This window comes from Vagococcus penaei (assembly GCF_001998885.1).
Classification (GTDB): domain Bacteria; phylum Bacillota; class Bacilli; order Lactobacillales; family Vagococcaceae; genus Vagococcus; species Vagococcus penaei.
Genome location: NZ_CP019609.1, coordinates 1,044,948 through 1,061,630 on the forward strand (window position 1 = coordinate 1,044,948; position 16,683 = coordinate 1,061,630).

Sequence of the window (16,683 nt, forward strand, 5' to 3'; positions counted from 1 at the left end):
TTAATCATCTCCCGCTATTTTTTTCTGAATAATTGTTAATACAACAATACAAATAACAATGACAAACGAAACCGCTGCTGCATAACCAAAATTAGGTGTGAATTTGAAGCTCAAATTATAAATATACTGTGACAGAGTTGTGGTTGCGTTAGCTGGTCCACCACCTGTAATATTTTGAACTTCGTCAAATAATTGTAACGTCCCAATTGTAGATGTTATTGTTGTAAATAAGATGACCGGTTTTAAATTAGGAATTGTAATTTTGAAAAATTGCTGTAATCGAGAAGCCCCATCAATATCGGCTGCTTCATACATCTCTGGATCAATATTTTGCATGCCTGAAATAAAGAAAATCATATTGTATCCCGTCCATCTCCATGTAATAGAAATGATAATAAGTACTTTGGCCCAGAAAGGATCTGTTAACCATTGTATTGGTTCTGAAATAGCATGAATGTCCATCATTAACTTATTAACTAAGCCGTTGCTAGAAAATAAACTTTTCATGACTAATGAGTATGAAACCAAGGATGTAATACAAGGTAAAAATAAAGCTGTTCGAAAAAGTCCTTTAAATTTTAATTTCTTATCATTCAAAATATGAGAAAAAAGTAATGATAAAAATAACATCATAGGTACTTGAATAATTAAGTATAGAAAAGTGTTGCCAAAAGCCTTTCTAAAAGTTGTGTCATTAATCATGCGTTGATAATTACCTACACCATTAAAACTCATATTAGTTGGTGGTCCTGATTTAAAAGAGGTAATTAATGCCATAACCATTGGAATAAATACTAATAATGAGATCATAATAACTGGGAGGATAATAAACCCGTCTCCATTAGCAAATAAATGACGTTTCTTTTTACTTTTCATTGTGGTTCCTCCTTAACTAATTAAAAAAGTGAAGAGTCTGTATGCTCTTCACTTTAAACATGCTTAATTTGCTAATTGATCTTCAGCTTGCTTTTGAGCATTTTCTAAAACATCTGATACTTTTTTACCATCGATTACTTCTTGTAAACTTTCAGTCAATACAGACTCAATGGCATAAGTGTCTTTACCATAATTAACATTAATTACTTCTGAAGACCAATTTGAGAAATCTTCAAAAACTTTTTGATTATCGTAGAATGCTACGCCTTCTTGGTAAACTGATGATTGACTAGCAGCTTTTAATGTACTAACTAATCCTATCTCTTTAGCTAAAATATCCATTAGTTCAACATTAGAAGCAAATGTTTGTTTCAAGAAATCTTTAGCATTGTCTTCACCTGATACACCTTTAATGACGTACCAACCGCCTCCACCAATACTAGATGTATGTTTTGAGTTAGAATCTCCTTTGATAACAGGAATTGGTGCAATACCCCATTTACCTGATTGGTCTTCAGCACCTTGAATAGTACTTGAATACCAACAACCTTGAATAGCACTAGCAACATTACCAGATTGAACCGCATTTACTCCGCCATCCCAATCTGATACTTGTTCCGCTAAACCTTCTTTTAGAATAGTTGCTTGAATTGTCATTGCATACTCTAATGCTTTATTACCTTTAAGTGTCACTTTTTTACCACTTTCATCTGTAAACCATTTTCCTGTTGACTGCATAATAATTCTTGTTAAACCTAAATCACTAGGGTTCATTGATAGTAATGGGTGATTGGTTTTTTTCTTCACATTACGTCCAATTTCAATTAGCTCTTCCCAATTAATATCTGCTAAATCTTCTGATTTATAACCAGCTTCTTCTAGGTAATCACGACGGTAAAACACCCCTGCTACTCCACTATCAAAAGGAACACCATAAATGTCATCTTTTACTTTATTTACAGCAAATTTGTACGACGCAAAATCATCTTCTTTGACAATATCATTTAATTTAGCGAATGCATCAGGATAAGATGTTAAGTATCCTTGAATTCGATAATCTTCAATTAATACAATATTTGGTAAGCCATCTGTATTACCTGATGCCAAACTAGTATTTAATTTTTGAACAATATCATCTTGTGACATCGTCACAACGTCAACTTTCACATCATCATTTTTATAAAACTTTTTAGCTTCCTCAACTGCTTTGATATTAAAAGTTTCATCCCAAGCCCAAACTGTCACAACGTTATCAGTCTTTTTCTTATCTTTGCCAGATTCTTTTTCATCAGTTTTGCCACCACATGCTACAAGAACAAGTGCTGCCATCATCACTAATAAGCCACTAAAAAACTTTTTCATTTTTCTTCCTCTTTTCATTTTAGATTTCCTACTCAAACTATAACTTTTCAAGTAAGCGTTATCAATAGTTTTAAAAAACAGCTAGAATTTTTTCAAACTTATAAAAATAATACAAACAATCATTAACCCAACGTCTCTAAAAATCATAAAAATTATTTTTTAATTTACATTTAGACGTTAATTGGTATACTTTAGTTAGTTTATTGAAAATGATAAGGGATGAATCAATAATGAATTTAATTACTATTTTAATAGTCGATGATGAAAAAAGTATTCGTGATGGCTTAAAACTGCTTTTACCATGGGAAACACATGGCTTTAGAATCATTGGAGAAGCGGAAAATGGCTTAGATGCTATTAGCAAAATTAAAGAAAACCAACCAGATATTGTGATTACAGACTTGATTATGCCCGAACTTGATGGTTTAAAACTATCGGCAGTTATTCAAGAACAATATCCAGCAATTCACTTTTTAGTATTGAGTAGTTACGATGATTTTCCATATGTATCACAGTCTTTTAAAAATGGTGCGGTTGATTATATTTTAAAACCTACACTGACACCAGATAAACTATTAACAACTTTAATCAATATTTCAAAAAAAATGGCGAAAAAAGAGCAAACTATTTCTCACGAAGAACTACTATCACAGCAATTAAATCGTTTTCTTTCAGGATACGATATTGACAACCAACAAACTATAGAGCGTTATTTTAAATCAAATCAGTACTTTATTTTATATACTAATTTTCTTTGGTATAAAAACAAAGAGCATTTATTACAAACTTGTCAAACTCTTTTGCCCAATAACCTTTCATTAACCAGTCTGCCTTTTACAATCAATAACAACGAGTACGGTTTTATAATCAGTACTAATTTAACCCAAAAAGAATTACTTGATATGGTATCAAGTAATTTGGTCTCTTTACGTTTAGTCGAAAAAAAAGCCTTATTTATTTTAAGTTCACCTATTGATGACATGAGAGAACTAAAAAAACAACTAAATTTTTTAATTTCAGAAGGATACGAACAACGTTTTTATTTTAAACAACATAGTATTATAACACAACAAGAGTTTTTATCTTTAAATGATATGGAGCAATATGATACAAAAAAATATTTACGTTCACTTTTAAATGAAGATTATTTGATGAGTTTATCACGTATAGAAAAACAATTCGATCAGTTAATTATTAAGCTACCACGGCCTACACTCTTAAAACAACAAGCCAGTAGTATTTTTTACACCTTATTTTCCACACTAATTGATGTCTACACTGAAACAACTGAAATAAACAAATTAAAGCAACATTTTTTATTCTCTATTGGTGAGATAGATTACTTGGAGGATTTCTCACTATTTATTCTGACGACTATTCAGCAATTAAAGGATATTATTACTAGAAATAATACAGCAACTATCTATAACGATGAATTACTAAATAACATTGTTACATTTATAGGCAATAATTATCACACAAACTTATCTTTGATTACATTAGCAGAAACATTTCACTTTAATTATTCTTATCTATCAAGCTTTTTCTCTAATCACTTCCATACCAGTTTTTCAGAGTATTTAAATACCGTCCGGTTAAAAGAAGCAAAGCGATTATTACTGGAGTCATCATTTAATATGTCGGAAATAGCAACTGCTTGCGGTTATTCTGATTTAAGTTATTTTTCTAAACTATTTAAAAAATGTTATGGAGCAAGTCCTTCAAAATATCGTCGGGAGAACCAATTATGAATAAGTTAAAACAACGCTTATCATCAAGCGAATTATTTGTAAAAATATTACTAGTTGTTATTTTTTGCATTGTTATTACAAGTTTTTTTACACTATCTATCGTTATTAATCGCTCAAAAAAAACGTACATCGATACCTATCAAGCCTCAACTTTGATTTTACTAGATAAGATCCAAAAAGATTATGATTCTTTAAATGATAATGTCAATCGAATTTTTGATTTGGCAGACAATAGCCAAGTAGTAGAAGATTACCTAACTGCTCAAAATGATCATAGTGGAACTATTATTGAATTCATCAAACAAATGGAATCTACTCGCTCGATTTTCGAAGGAACCCCGTCAAACCTAATGTTAATAGGGAAAAACGGAAAAACATTTGTTCAAAATGGGGGGATCAAGAAACAATCAGCCGATAATTTTTTAACAAGTGAGCTTGTAAATAAACTAAATGAAAGTCAGTCAATTAGCCAGTATGTATATCAAAACTCTGGACCCACTACTGCAACAGAAGATCAGTCAGGCATATTATACGTTAGAAAATTAACACACAATAAGTCTGTTTTTGGTTATGCTATGATTTTTATTGCTGAAAAAGATTTTGGTGCAATTTATGAAGATTTATTAAGTGATACTTTTCATACTGTCTTTATCGTTAATCCCGATAATCAGGTGATTTCATCTACTAATAAAAAAGTATTAGGTCAAACATTGCCTAAAAAATTTTTTCAAGAAACAAATGAATCAGTGACTAAAGTCCCTTTGTATTCTTATCACTTTACACTCTATAATACAGTCGATTTAAATACTTTAATTGCTAATATGAACCTTATCAAACCAACGATTCTAATTGCCGTCTTTGCAATTATTTTAGTTAGCATATTCGCTTTTTTTATTATTCGTAAGGCGACTGCTCCAATTTATCAGCTAATTGAACATATTCCAGCAGTTAAGCAAGGTGATTTCAGTCAAAAAGTCGATGTTGCTGGAACCTATGAAACTCGGCAATTAGGGTTGGCTTACAATATGATGTTAGAAGACTTAGACAGTTACTTTCGCCATATTCTCGAAACAGAAGCCGATAAACGTCTCATTGAATTGCACTCACTTCAGCTACAAATCCAACCACATTTTATTTACAATACATTAACAGCGATAAAATTTTTAATTTGGCAGAATGAAAATGACCGTGCCCTTGAAGCCCTAGATAACTTTATTCATTTATTGCGCTACACTTTAAGTAATAAGGATGAATTCGTTCCTCTCAACCAAGAATTACATGAAATGACTGCATATATTAGCATTTTAAAACTACGTTACGGTAACCGAATTCAGTTTAGTCAATTTATCGATGAGTCCTGCCAAGAAGCACTCATCCCTAAAATGATTTTACAACCCATTATCGAGAATGCTTATCTTCATGCATTTCCTAATGAACAACCCGGTCTCATCCAGCTATTCGCTCGTCAGGTCAATAGCCAATTAATAATCGAAATAATTGATAATGGCATTGGATTCCAAACAACAGAAACGGATAGTTTAAATTCTGATACGCTAAAAACTGCACAACTTCACTACTCTGGGGTCGGACTAAACAATATTCAAGAAAGAATTACCTTAATATACGGGCAAAATGCTACAATAAGGATTGAATCAGTCTCAGAAAAAGGCACACAAATTACATTGAATATACCGTTAATGATTCCTTAAACTGAATGAAGCCTCTCATTATAAAACTATAGCCTGTTCGCCAAACAGCTGGCAAACAGGCTAGTTTATTATATCTCATTCGTGCTTATTTTCTATTCAATAATTGATAAAGCCTTTCTGTTCCCCGAGAAATTGATCGTTTCGCTCTTCGACCAGAGTTATCTTGTGAGCTCGTTACCTCTTGTAATTCATCAATCGATACGCCTAACTCACTACTAATGGCACCTTCGACTACTTGAGTTGCCTGTACTGAATTGGTTACTCTAACTTCAGATTCTTGGTACTTATTTCCTATCATATCCGAAAATTTTATTGCAGTCTGAACTGTTGCAGCTGCACCTGGTTCCATTAAGATATACAATTGATTTTGATGATCTTTGAACCAAAAAATATCATCACTTGCAGACTGATTTACTGGTGAAAAGCTAACCTCTACACTATCTTCTGTATTATCAATAAAAGCTCTCTCTGATTCAGGAATACCTGTTAACTGATCATCCACATAGGCAAATTTAATCTCTGACAGATTCTTAATTCTCATTATGGCTGGAATAGATCCAGTATTACTAATTTTACCCTCTAATGATGTCTCTAATCCAGGTTCAAAATTAATGGGATCATCAACTTGTGGGAAATCAGCCTCTACTTTTAAACTACCAAGTGATATAGTCTGTACAACGTCCTCTTTAACTGTCCACCATGCATAAGTTCCTCCCATTACTAGCGTAAATAAAATAGCTACAACTAAAACTATCTTAAAATAGCCGCTTTTTAGAACGGATACAATCTTATTCTTATTAATCATTGTCTTGTTCTCCTTTTTTTATAAATATATGTGCCAAGTAAATGATGTCCATATTTTTTAATTACAATCATTATCAAAATTACCATTATTATGAGGATTAAAATAGCAGGTTTCGCTAGCAGCACCCATAAAATACCAATATAGGGGATAACAAATTTGACTTTACCAACAATAGTGTCAGCCTCTGTTTTTCTAGAATCAACCTGACTATTTTGATCTCCCTTAGTGATTAAAGTTTTTGTTCCCAAACTGTCCTCGATCATTGCAATACGATGCGTAACAAACTCATCATTTACTTGAACGCTTACTATATCGCCAACTTGCAGTGGATTTTTATCTGCCACTTTAATGGCAATTAAACTATTTTTAGGAATCGCTGCACCCATACTATCACTTAAAACGAGTTTCAATTGATATCCGAAGTAAGTCTTTTGATCAGAAACCCTCACAACTATTACAAAAAATAATAACGTTAATAAACAAAATGTTATCACTAAAGATGCAACATGCTTAACTTTTTTTTGTTATCATTTTAATCCTCTTCATTTCTTACTTAGTGACTCTAACAATGAAACTAACTGTGCGACCATCATCTAACGTTGCCGTTACTTTAGTTAAACCAGCTTTTTTAGCTATTAATTGATTTGTAGCATCTACTTCAACAATCGCTGGTTTTTGAACTGCCCAATTGATGTCTTGATTTGCAAAAATAGTATCGCTTCCCACTTCTGATAATTCTAATAGCCGTGTTTTTCCTATTTTTAAAATCTCTAGTTGTTTGACATTTAGAGTTAACTCAGTACCTTGTCCACTAACTTTATGCTGCTCAATTGTAACAAGTTCCTGTTCCAATTGCATAGTCATCGTGTCCAATTCAGCTTGAGTTACTGCCGCATCATTAAGCATTGCTTTGGCTTTTTCAACGATTGAGTGTAACTGTTGCCAAGCTTCTTTTTGATAATTCGATTCAATTAAAGTCTCACTATTAGTAATTAAGGATTGTAGACCTTGTGCATCAACTTTAGAGCCATCTTTACTTTGTACAGCCAGCCAACTTAAAATTGGATCCTCATTACCTACTTTACTAATCACAACATCAATAAAACCATCTGCTTTCATTGAGAATTCTTGTTGATTTGTCACGTCTTTGTTATCCTGATTTAACGTAATCTGTGATTCGTTTAATCGCTCTTTATTTTTGTAGATACTAACGGTCATTGGACGTTGAGCATTCCACCATTCTTGGTAACCGGTAGTTAACTTATATTGGCCTTTCTTAAGGAATAATCGATAATCAATTGACTTCCCTTTATTAGCCCACCAACCAGTTTCAGCTAAATCCTTGCCTTCGTGAACACCTAAATCGTAGTCCGTATCATTATCAAAAATAGAATCGCCTATGTAACCTGCTTGATTATCTTCACTAAATTTTTGATTGGTTGATTCATTTAACAAGTTTGGATTTTGACTCTTTACAGATTCAAAAAAGGCGGATTTTTTTGTACCACTATCAAAGAAATACACTAAATCGCTTTTAACCACATGAACATCGTGACTAAACTCCCTATTAATTTCTTTTAATTTACCTTTTACTTTCACAACACCAATATCTGATTTTAATTGATTCGATAGCTCCCATTCGACTTCTAACTCTTGCTTTTTCGTTCCATAAGTTATCTCCACTCTCTTAGGTAATTTCGGTAGTATATCATCTGGTGATTGAACAGTTTTAACTAAGTCAGTTGTGACATCGAATAATCCTTTGTTCTCTAATTCTTCTAATGTCCAATTTTCTGCACGTCTAATCGCTAACCTATCTTGATCAAGGAATTCAATTGGTAACCAGACATATCGAGATTCACTTAAATCCCATGGTTGCCATCTGTCACCCATATAAATATATTTTCCATTTTCCGGATCAACTGGAATCACATTCGTACTTTGAGTGTCATATGTCGTATGTCCACCCCAATCAGCTGATGGATCTCCCATACCTGTCCACGGTCCCATAGGATGATCTGCAACAGCATATTGAGCAGGATTGGGCGCCCACCCTGTTAGACCAGAGTTAATTATGTAATACTTTTTCTTATATTTAAACATTGCTGGTGCTTCACGTGACCAGTTAACAAAATTTCTAGTAAAATCTTTGCCCTCAACGGCTTTATCTGGAGAGGTAATCAATTGAGTATAATCATCACTTAGTTTTGATACAAACGTCGTTTTATTTCCTTCTGATGAATAAACAACATAGGCCGTTTGATCATCATCTTTAAACAACGTCATATCTCGAACTGATCCCCGACCATTCCATCCATCAAATCCATAATCACCATTCGGATCATTATGATAATTTAATTTATAACTGCCAAGTAATTTGAATGGTCCTGTTGGCTTGTCACTAATAGCGACACCTGCTTTAGCTTTTCCATAATCGGCATCACTACCTGGAAAACGACCATCTGCATGAAACCAAATGACATATTTTTTAGTTTTTTCATTATAAAGCATTTTGGGTCTTTCCATCACAGTATTATTTCTGTCTAAATCAATAAAAATATCTGATTGTTTTTCTTTGGAATACTCTGCATATAATGTTTTAAAATAATCATCTGTCTCAAATTGTCTATCATCTTCCATAGTTTTTAGAACCACACCCTCATCAGTCCAATTATATAAGTCCGTTGAAGAATACATGTGAATGCCACCTACTGGACGATAATCGTAAGTTTTATCCTCGCCTATCCAATAGTATTTTTCGACACCATCGACTGTCAATTTCTGGATTTGTCCACCATGAGCTTGAATTTTGTTACCATTTGTATCGTACATCAAATCACCTTTCACACCTGTAAAAGCGGTGTAAGGTGATTGTTTTTCTTTTTCTTTAACAGTGGAAACTTTAATATAATTAATTAACGGATCTTGTTTTGAACTGTCTCTGCGTGGACTTTTTATCCCTACATTCAATTGGCCATCTGTTACTTCAGTGACAAATGTCTTACTTTCCCATTGTCCATTATTTAATTCAACATCAGCCGCTACTGTTTGCCCTTCTAACATAATATTAACGAGTCGATTGTCCCAAAAGTGTTTAAATCCAACTGTTACTTCGTACGTATTATCTGCCATATTAGTAAATTTTTGTTGTGGTACATCAAACGTATAACCAAGTATACTATCATATTTATTAAATAACACATCGTCTGCCATATAAAGATAACTTAATCCGACGTCATTGGTATCATCTCCATGCCTGACTCCTTTAGCATATTTTGTTGCTTGATCAATTCCCCAAGAAAAACCTGTTTTAGCATCTTCTCCATATGGTTGATCCATACTTGACTGTAATATTCCCAATTTCTCATTGTTAGGAATAACGGTTGGGTCTTTAGTTCCAGCATTAACAGTGTATAAAATATTGTCATTTTCTTTTAACATACTATCTGTGATGTCTTTCTTTTCTGCATGGACAGTACCATCAAAGCCAATCACTGATGTACCAACTGATAATAAAGAAATAAAACAGGCGGTTTTTAAACAAGTAGAATTAAAAAAAAGCTTTTTTATCATTGCGTTCTTCTCCTTTTATTTTATAAATAGGCCAACTGAAAATTTTTACCCTCCTCTCTCATTATTCATCATAACTTTACAGTTTAACTATTTAGATAGAAAGCGTTTTCTTGAAAACGATAAAATAATTGCAAATTTATAAAAAAAGTCCAAATTTATAACTTTTAATATATTAATTCCTAGAACTATTTCCAAGTAGTCAATACTCTGCTTGAATCTCTTTAACAAATTATTGGAATGGCAACACTTTTTTTGACAAATATTATAAGGTGTCAAAACATTGGTACTGTTATCCGATTACCCTTGACCATGAGCCTCTCAAACTGTGACTCTTTCGCGGTGTGTTGACTTATAAAAATCAACCCGCTATCTCACACGTATCACAGTTTGACTCATCCTCAAGGGAAGCTATCGCTAATCTCTGAGCTCTGATACTAAGCGGAGTGACATAATTCAATGCTCCGTGTATTCTGAAATGATTCCACCAATGAACATAGTCATAAAGAGCCACAGATAATTCTTTTAGTGTCTCAAACTGATTGGGATAAACGAACTCTGCTTTAAAGGATTTATAAGTTGACTCGGCGACGGCATTATCCCAGGGATTTCCTTTTCTACTCAACGATCGCTTGATATTAAATGTATTTAGTATGGTATCAATCACTTGGTTATCAAATTCTTTTCCTCTATCAGTATGAAACAACTGAATGTTTGTTAAGGCGTACGGAATCGTATAAAATGCCTGTTTAACTAATTCGGCATCTTTTGATGCCCCACAACTAAATCCAATGATTTCTCGATTAAATAAATCAAGAATTAAACAGACATAGTGCCAACGATTGCCAACCTTGACATAAGTTAAATCGGCGACAACTTTTTCTAATGGCATAACGGAGTTAAAATGACGTTTTAATTGATTGGTTATTTTAGACTCATTCACATTAGAAGATACCACCTTAAAATAAGCTTTCGTATACACAGAAACGAGGTTTCTGTGTCGCATAATCCTTCTAATTTTTCTTCTACTGAGAATGATGCCTTCTAAACTAAGTGCTTTTTTTATTTTACGAGCGCCATAAGCTTTTTTATTTTGGCGAAAAATCATTTCCACAATTTCTTCTAGTTCACTTTCTAGTAATGGCTTCTTTTCCTGATAATAGTAAGTTTGTCTTGATATTTTAAGGACTCGGCACATCGCTGATATAGAATATTTATGTTTGTTGGCTTTAATTACTTGCCTTTTCGTCCGAATATCAGCGCCGCTTGCTTTAAAATATCATTTTCCATTTCAAGCATTTTAAGTTCTTTTCTGAGTTTGATTAATTCCTTTTGTTCAGGTGTTAAATTATCTTTTTCTTTGAATGAACCTGTGGTTGTTCCTTGTTTTACCCACCTATCAAAAGTTGAAGGAGTTAACTCATAGTCACGAATAATATCTATTCTAGGTTTTCCTGATTGGTAAAGATCTACCATTTGTTGTTTAAATTCTTTGGTAAAAGTTCTTCTTGGTTTACGTTCTAACATGACATTTCCTCCAGTGTGTTTTCTTATTCTCATCACACCTTATTTTTTCTGTCTAGTCAAGTGTAGCCTATCCATATCTTAAATGATAAAGATATTTTTTAATCATAATGATATAGCCAAAAATATTAACTTATAATTATTAAAAATATCAAATTTCAATTGATGAACTTTTAAGGAACTTAATTTTTTAAAGCATTTACATTACGCATTCGCTAACTTTTGACTGTTGTTTTAAATTATTATATTAGAGTTTATGATAAATAATTTATCTATAAAAATATTGATTATCTAAAACTAACCAAACTATTTATTTCACTCTTCTATTTTTATATTTAAAATGGACAAAATAATAAAGTCTAATCTTCTTAAAACATTCTTCATAAAAAAAAGCCTAGATTAGCCATAAATAATTCATATTTTCAGACTAATATATAAGCATAACAACAAAACAACCCTAACAAACTTTTTCATTTTATTTACTCCTCCAAAGTAAATAAACAACTCCTTTTTCCCTTAGTTATAACTAAGGGTTTTTTTATATAAAAAATACAAATAAGGTGCATCCTCTATAGTAAAAATTTAGACGATGCACCTTATTTGTATTCATGCATTACTGAACTGCTACAACTGTTCGTCCTGTATGCGTTCCCGCTAACAATTCCGATACGGTATCTAAAATGGTTGTCAAATCACAATCATTCACACGCAAATTGGCCAATAATTCACGATTCACAGATTCGCTAATACGCGTCCATAAAGCTGCTTTAGTCTCGCCGCTTAGTTGCACTGAATCAACACCAACTAGTGCAATACCACGCAAGATAAATGGTAAAACCGTTGTTGAAAAAGCAATACCACTCGCGTTTCCACACAAAGCTACTGCTCCACCATAATTTACTTTAGGTAACACATTTTCAACTAATGCTCCACCAACCGTATCAATCATGTAGCTAACTTGTTGCTTTTCAAGTGGACGTTTCTTTTCTGACTCTAATTCTGCTGGTGAGATAACTTGTGTCGCACCGATACTCTTTAGGTAATCCACTGTTTCTTCTTTACGGCTAATAGCAATAATATTTTTGTAGCCCAATGAGGCTAATAAAATAATCGCTAAACTACCAACCCCACCTGTTGCCCCACTCACCATAACGGGAGTATCATAATTACCAGCCAAACCTTCCACTTCTAAACGTTGGATAGCATGCATTGCTGTAATCCCTGCTGTACCAAAAAACATACTTTCTTTTTCTGACAAGCCTGTCGGTAACGGTAAAATCCACTCGCTAGGAATGCGTGCGATTTCACTAAGGCCTCCAGTGTGTGATACACCTGTTCCTTGACCAGTCACCACAACTTTATCGCCTACTTTTAACTTATCTGAGGTTGTTTCGATTACTTCACCCGCTAAGTCAATCCCTGGAATCATTGGAAAATGACGAATAACCCCACTTTTTGTTTTTGTTGCTAAAGCATCTTTATAATTAATTGCGGAATAACTGACTTTAATCAGTGTATCCCCTTCTGATAACTGGCTAACATCACACGTTGTTACATCTGCTTGGACTTGACCGTCTGTTTTTGTTAATAAAAGCGCTTTAAATTTATCCATCTGCTCAATCCATTCCTTTCTATTTATGACTACTTTCTATTATATAGGAAATAATCAAAAATAGCATTGCTTAATTCAGAAGTATCTTGTATAATCGCAATGTTAGTAAACATTAAGTTTATTATATATAAACTTTTTCGTTGCAAGAGACTCACGGAATAGTTAAGAAATGAGGAAAATAATGTGTTAATTGGGAAAAAAATCAAGAATTTACGAATTCAAAAAGGCTTGACCCAAGAAGAATTAGGCGAACGAACAGATTTAAGTAAAGGGTATATTTCGCAGTTAGAGCGTGATTTAAGTTCACCTTCTTTGGAAACGTTCTTCTCAATCTTAGAAGTTTTGGGTGTGTCACCAAAAGAATTTTTTGACGAAAAAAAACAAGTTCAACAAGTCGTTTATCAGGAGAACGACTACACAAGTTACGCAGAACCTGATAAAGGCTACATCATTAATTGGTTAGTACCGGATTCAAATGAAAATGAGATGGAACCTATTTTACTGCATTTTGATGCTCATGGTGAATACAAAGAATTTGAACCATCGCTTTCTGATACGTTTGCTTATGTTTTAGTAGGACAAGTCTCGGTTGAGATTGGCTCCGATAAGTACTATGCTAGTAGTGGTGAGACAATTTATTATCGTGCATTAAAACGACACCAATTAAAAAATGCACACGATGGGATTAGTCGTGTTTTAATTATTGCAACAAACTCTTATTTATAAATTTAAAGGTGGGGATACTATGGCAAACAACATTATTCGTTTTGATAATGTTATGAAAGAATTTGATGACACTGTCGTTTTAAAAAATGTCAGTTTCGATATTGAACAAGGAAAATTTTATACATTATTAGGGCCCTCGGGCTGTGGTAAAACAACAATTTTACGCTTAATTGCTGGTTTTTCTGAGCCGACATCTGGCTCCATTTATTTTGGTGATCAAGTTATTAATCAGATTCCAGCCAATAAACGTAAAGTCAATACTGTTTTTCAAGATTATGCCTTATTTCCCCACATGAACGTGTTTGACAATGTGGCATTCGGCCTAAAAATTAAAAAAATGTCAAAACTTGATATTGAAAAAAAAAAGTCTATGAAACCTTACGAATGGTACAACTATCTGGTTTTGAAGAACGTGGTATTAGTGAAATGTCAGGTGGTCAACGTCAACGGGTGGCTATCGCTAGAGCACTGGTTAATGAACCAGAAGTCTTATTACTAGATGAACCATTGTCCGCACTTGATTTAAAATTACGGACTGATATGCAAGCTGAGTTACGTGCCCTACAACAACGTCTAGGAATTACCTTTATTTTTGTAACTCATGACCAAGAAGAAGCTTTAGCAATGAGTGATGAGATTTTCGTCTTAAATGCTGGAAAAATTGAGCAAAGTGGGACACCTGTTGATATTTACGATGAACCAATCAACCGGTTTGTGGCTGATTTTATTGGTGAAAGTAATATTGTACGTGGGACAATGATTAAAGATAATTTAGTGTCATTTGTTGGACATGAATTTGAATGTGTTGATAGTGGAATGAAGCCAAATGAAACGGTCGATATTGTGATGCGACCAGAAGATTTAACGATTGTTCCTGCTGACCAAGGCAAACTAAAAGCAACAGTTGAAACGGTCTTATTCCGTGGTGTCCATTACGAAATCTTTTGTATTGATATGGAAGGCAATGAATGGATGGTGCATTCAACTAGACGTGCTGAAGCTGGCAAGCATATTGGGCTAATGTTTGAACCAGAAGATATCCATGTCATGCGTTTAGGTGAGTCTGAAGAAGACTTTGATGCACGATTAGAAAGTTATGATGAAGATTAAGGGGGTCTTGGGACAGTGAAAACGAAAAAATTCTATGCAATTCCTTATATGCTGTGGATTTTATTATTTGTTATCGCACCAGTCTTACTAATCATTTATCAATCCTTTTTTGATATTAATGGTGCATTTACACTTAGTAATTACCAACAGTATTTTACATCAGGTACTTATTTAAAAATGACGTTTAACTCCGTCTTTTACGCGTTTATTATTACCGTTGTTACCTTACTAATCAGTTATCCAACGGCCTATTTATTAAATAAAACCAAACATAAGCAGTTATGGTTGATGCTGATTATTTTACCAACATGGATTAATTTATTATTAAAAGCTTATGCCTTTATTGGTATTTTTAGTATTAATGGTGGCATCAATAATTTCTTTTCATTTATTGGTATTGGGCCACAACAAATTTTATTTACCGATTTTAGTTTTATTTTTGTTGCTGCTTACATTGAAATTCCTTTTATGATTATGCCGATTTTCAATGCTTTAGACGAAATCAATCCATCTCTCGTCTCTGCTAGTCGTGATTTAGGAGCTAACAGTCTTGAAACTTTCCGCCGTGTCATTTTACCTTTATCACTAAAAGGGGTGAAAAGTGGTATCCAGGCAGTCTTTATTCCTTCCCTAAGCTTGTTCATGTTGACGCGCTTAATCGGTGGTAACCGGGTAATCACACTAGGTACTGCTATCGAGCAACATTTCTTAGTCACTCAAAACTGGGGTATGGGATCAACCATTGGTGTGATTTTGATTATTGCGATGATTATCATTATGTTCTTAACTGGAGAACGTCGTAAAGGAGGCCGCTTGAAATGACCAACCGCAAAAAAATTAAATGGGCGAATTTGTATTTAATTTTGGTCTTTGTTCTACTTTATATTCCAATTTTTTACTTAATTTTTTACTCATTCAATAGTGGTTCAACAATGTCGTCCTTTGAAGGCTTTACGTTAGATCATTATCAAACCTTAATGGAAGATACTAGGCTCTTAACCATTGCAATTAATACATTCTTTTTAGCCTTCTCATCGGCCTTACTTGCAACGATTATCGGAACATTTGGTGCGATGGGCATTTATTATACTAAAAAACGTCGGTCGCGTAATACCTTATTAAGTTTGAATAATATTTTAATGGTCTCACCAGACGTTATTATTGGTGCAAGCTTTTTAATTTTCTTCACCTTTTTAGGATTTAAATTAGGCTTTATTTCCGTCCTTCTATCACACATTGCATTTAGTATTCCGATTGTGGTATTGATGGTTTTACCAAAAATGTATGAAATGAATGAGTCGTTGATTGATGCGGCACGTGACTTAGGAGCTAATAATTGGCAAGTCTTACGTCAAATTATTCTTCCCTACTTAACTCCTGGAATTATTGCCGGTTACTTTATGGCTTTCACCTACTCATTAGATGATTTCGCTGTAACCTTTTTCGTGACTGGTAATGGTTTTAGTACCTTATCGGTAGAAATTTATTCACGAGCCCGTCAAGGCATCAGTCTTGAAATTAATGCCTTAAGTACCCTACTCTTTATTTTATCAATGATTTTAGTTGTCGGTTATTATTTCATTAGTAAAGACAATAAACCAAGACGTCACAAGAAACGTTTAGCTAAATCTTAAAGGA

12 protein-coding genes and 1 pseudogene are annotated in these 16,683 nt (G+C 33.3%); 6 read left to right on the forward strand and 7 right to left on the reverse strand.

Features of this window, described 5'->3' with window-relative positions; all coding sequences use genetic code 11:
* Both BW732_RS04895 and BW732_RS04900 read right to left on the reverse strand, forming a co-directional pair.
* Complete coding sequence (locus tag BW732_RS04895; protein WP_077275734.1) at positions 1-876, reverse strand: carbohydrate ABC transporter permease; 876 nt, start codon at positions 874-876, stop codon at positions 1-3.
* A gap of 63 nt (positions 877-939) precedes the next feature.
* Positions 940-2,238, reverse strand: coding sequence for an ABC transporter substrate-binding protein (locus BW732_RS04900; RefSeq protein WP_077275735.1), 1,299 nt, complete (start codon positions 2,236-2,238; stop codon positions 940-942).
* Positions 2,239-2,468: 230 nt separating this feature from the next.
* Between BW732_RS04900 and BW732_RS04905 the strand changes: the two genes are divergently transcribed.
* Positions 2,469-3,989 (forward strand): response regulator transcription factor, encoded by a 1,521-nt coding sequence (locus tag BW732_RS04905; RefSeq protein ID WP_161485518.1) that lies wholly within the window; start codon positions 2,469-2,471, stop codon positions 3,987-3,989.
* Positions 3,986-5,698, forward strand: coding sequence for a sensor histidine kinase (locus BW732_RS04910; RefSeq protein ID WP_077275737.1), 1,713 nt, complete (start codon positions 3,986-3,988; stop codon positions 5,696-5,698). Before BW732_RS04905 ends, BW732_RS04910 begins: the two co-directional genes overlap by 4 nt.
* 85 nt (positions 5,699-5,783) lie before the next feature.
* Here the strand turns inward: BW732_RS04910 and BW732_RS04915 are convergent, their stop codons facing one another.
* The 5 genes from BW732_RS04915 to BW732_RS04935 all read right to left on the reverse strand — a co-directional run bounded on the left by BW732_RS04915 (position 5,784) and on the right by BW732_RS04935 (position 13,209).
* The gene (locus BW732_RS04915) at positions 5,784-6,503 is read right to left on the reverse strand and encodes a TasA family protein (protein WP_077275738.1); all 720 of its coding nucleotides are present in this window, start codon (positions 6,501-6,503) and stop codon (positions 5,784-5,786) included.
* Positions 6,500-6,997 carry a signal peptidase I gene (locus BW732_RS04920; protein ID WP_077275739.1) on the reverse strand — a complete coding sequence of 166 codons (498 nt, stop codon included), beginning with the start codon at positions 6,995-6,997 and terminating at the stop codon, positions 6,500-6,502. Before BW732_RS04920 ends, BW732_RS04915 begins: the two co-directional genes overlap by 4 nt.
* Positions 6,998-7,052: 55 nt before the next feature.
* The gene (locus tag BW732_RS04925; protein WP_077275740.1) at positions 7,053-10,076 is read right to left on the reverse strand and encodes an Ig-like domain-containing protein; all 3,024 of its coding nucleotides are present in this window, start codon (positions 10,074-10,076) and stop codon (positions 7,053-7,055) included.
* Positions 10,077-10,434: 358 nt separating this feature from the next.
* Positions 10,435-11,600 (reverse strand): IS3 family transposase gene (locus tag BW732_RS04930; RefSeq protein ID WP_126844577.1). Its coding sequence is split into 2 segments (ribosomal slippage): positions 10,435-11,321 and positions 11,321-11,600, totalling 1,167 coding nucleotides; the frame shifts between segments, so codons are not numbered across the junction.
* A 610-nt stretch (positions 11,601-12,210) separates the two neighbouring features.
* Positions 12,211-13,209 carry an acrylyl-CoA reductase family protein gene (locus tag BW732_RS04935; RefSeq protein ID WP_077275741.1) on the reverse strand — a complete coding sequence of 333 codons (999 nt, stop codon included), beginning with the start codon at positions 13,207-13,209 and terminating at the stop codon, positions 12,211-12,213.
* Positions 13,210-13,392: 183 nt separating this feature from the next.
* Between BW732_RS04935 and BW732_RS04940 the strand changes: the two genes are divergently transcribed.
* The 4 genes and pseudogenes from BW732_RS04940 to BW732_RS04955 all read left to right on the forward strand — a co-directional run bounded on the left by BW732_RS04940 (position 13,393) and on the right by BW732_RS04955 (position 16,679).
* A complete protein-coding gene (locus BW732_RS04940; RefSeq protein ID WP_077275742.1) occupies positions 13,393-13,935 on the forward strand; it encodes a helix-turn-helix domain-containing protein in 543 nt (180 codons plus the stop codon).
* 19 nt (positions 13,936-13,954) lie between these two features.
* Positions 13,955-15,045 (forward strand): annotated as a pseudogene (locus tag BW732_RS04945) (ABC transporter ATP-binding protein).
* A gap of 48 nt (positions 15,046-15,093) precedes the next feature.
* A complete protein-coding gene (locus BW732_RS04950; RefSeq protein ID WP_418369032.1) occupies positions 15,094-15,867 on the forward strand; it encodes an ABC transporter permease in 774 nt (257 codons plus the stop codon).
* Complete coding sequence (locus BW732_RS04955; RefSeq protein WP_077275744.1) at positions 15,864-16,679, forward strand: ABC transporter permease; 816 nt, start codon at positions 15,864-15,866, stop codon at positions 16,677-16,679. The genes BW732_RS04950 and BW732_RS04955 overlap by 4 nt, the downstream gene beginning before the upstream one ends.
* Positions 16,680-16,683 lie beyond the last annotated feature (4 nt).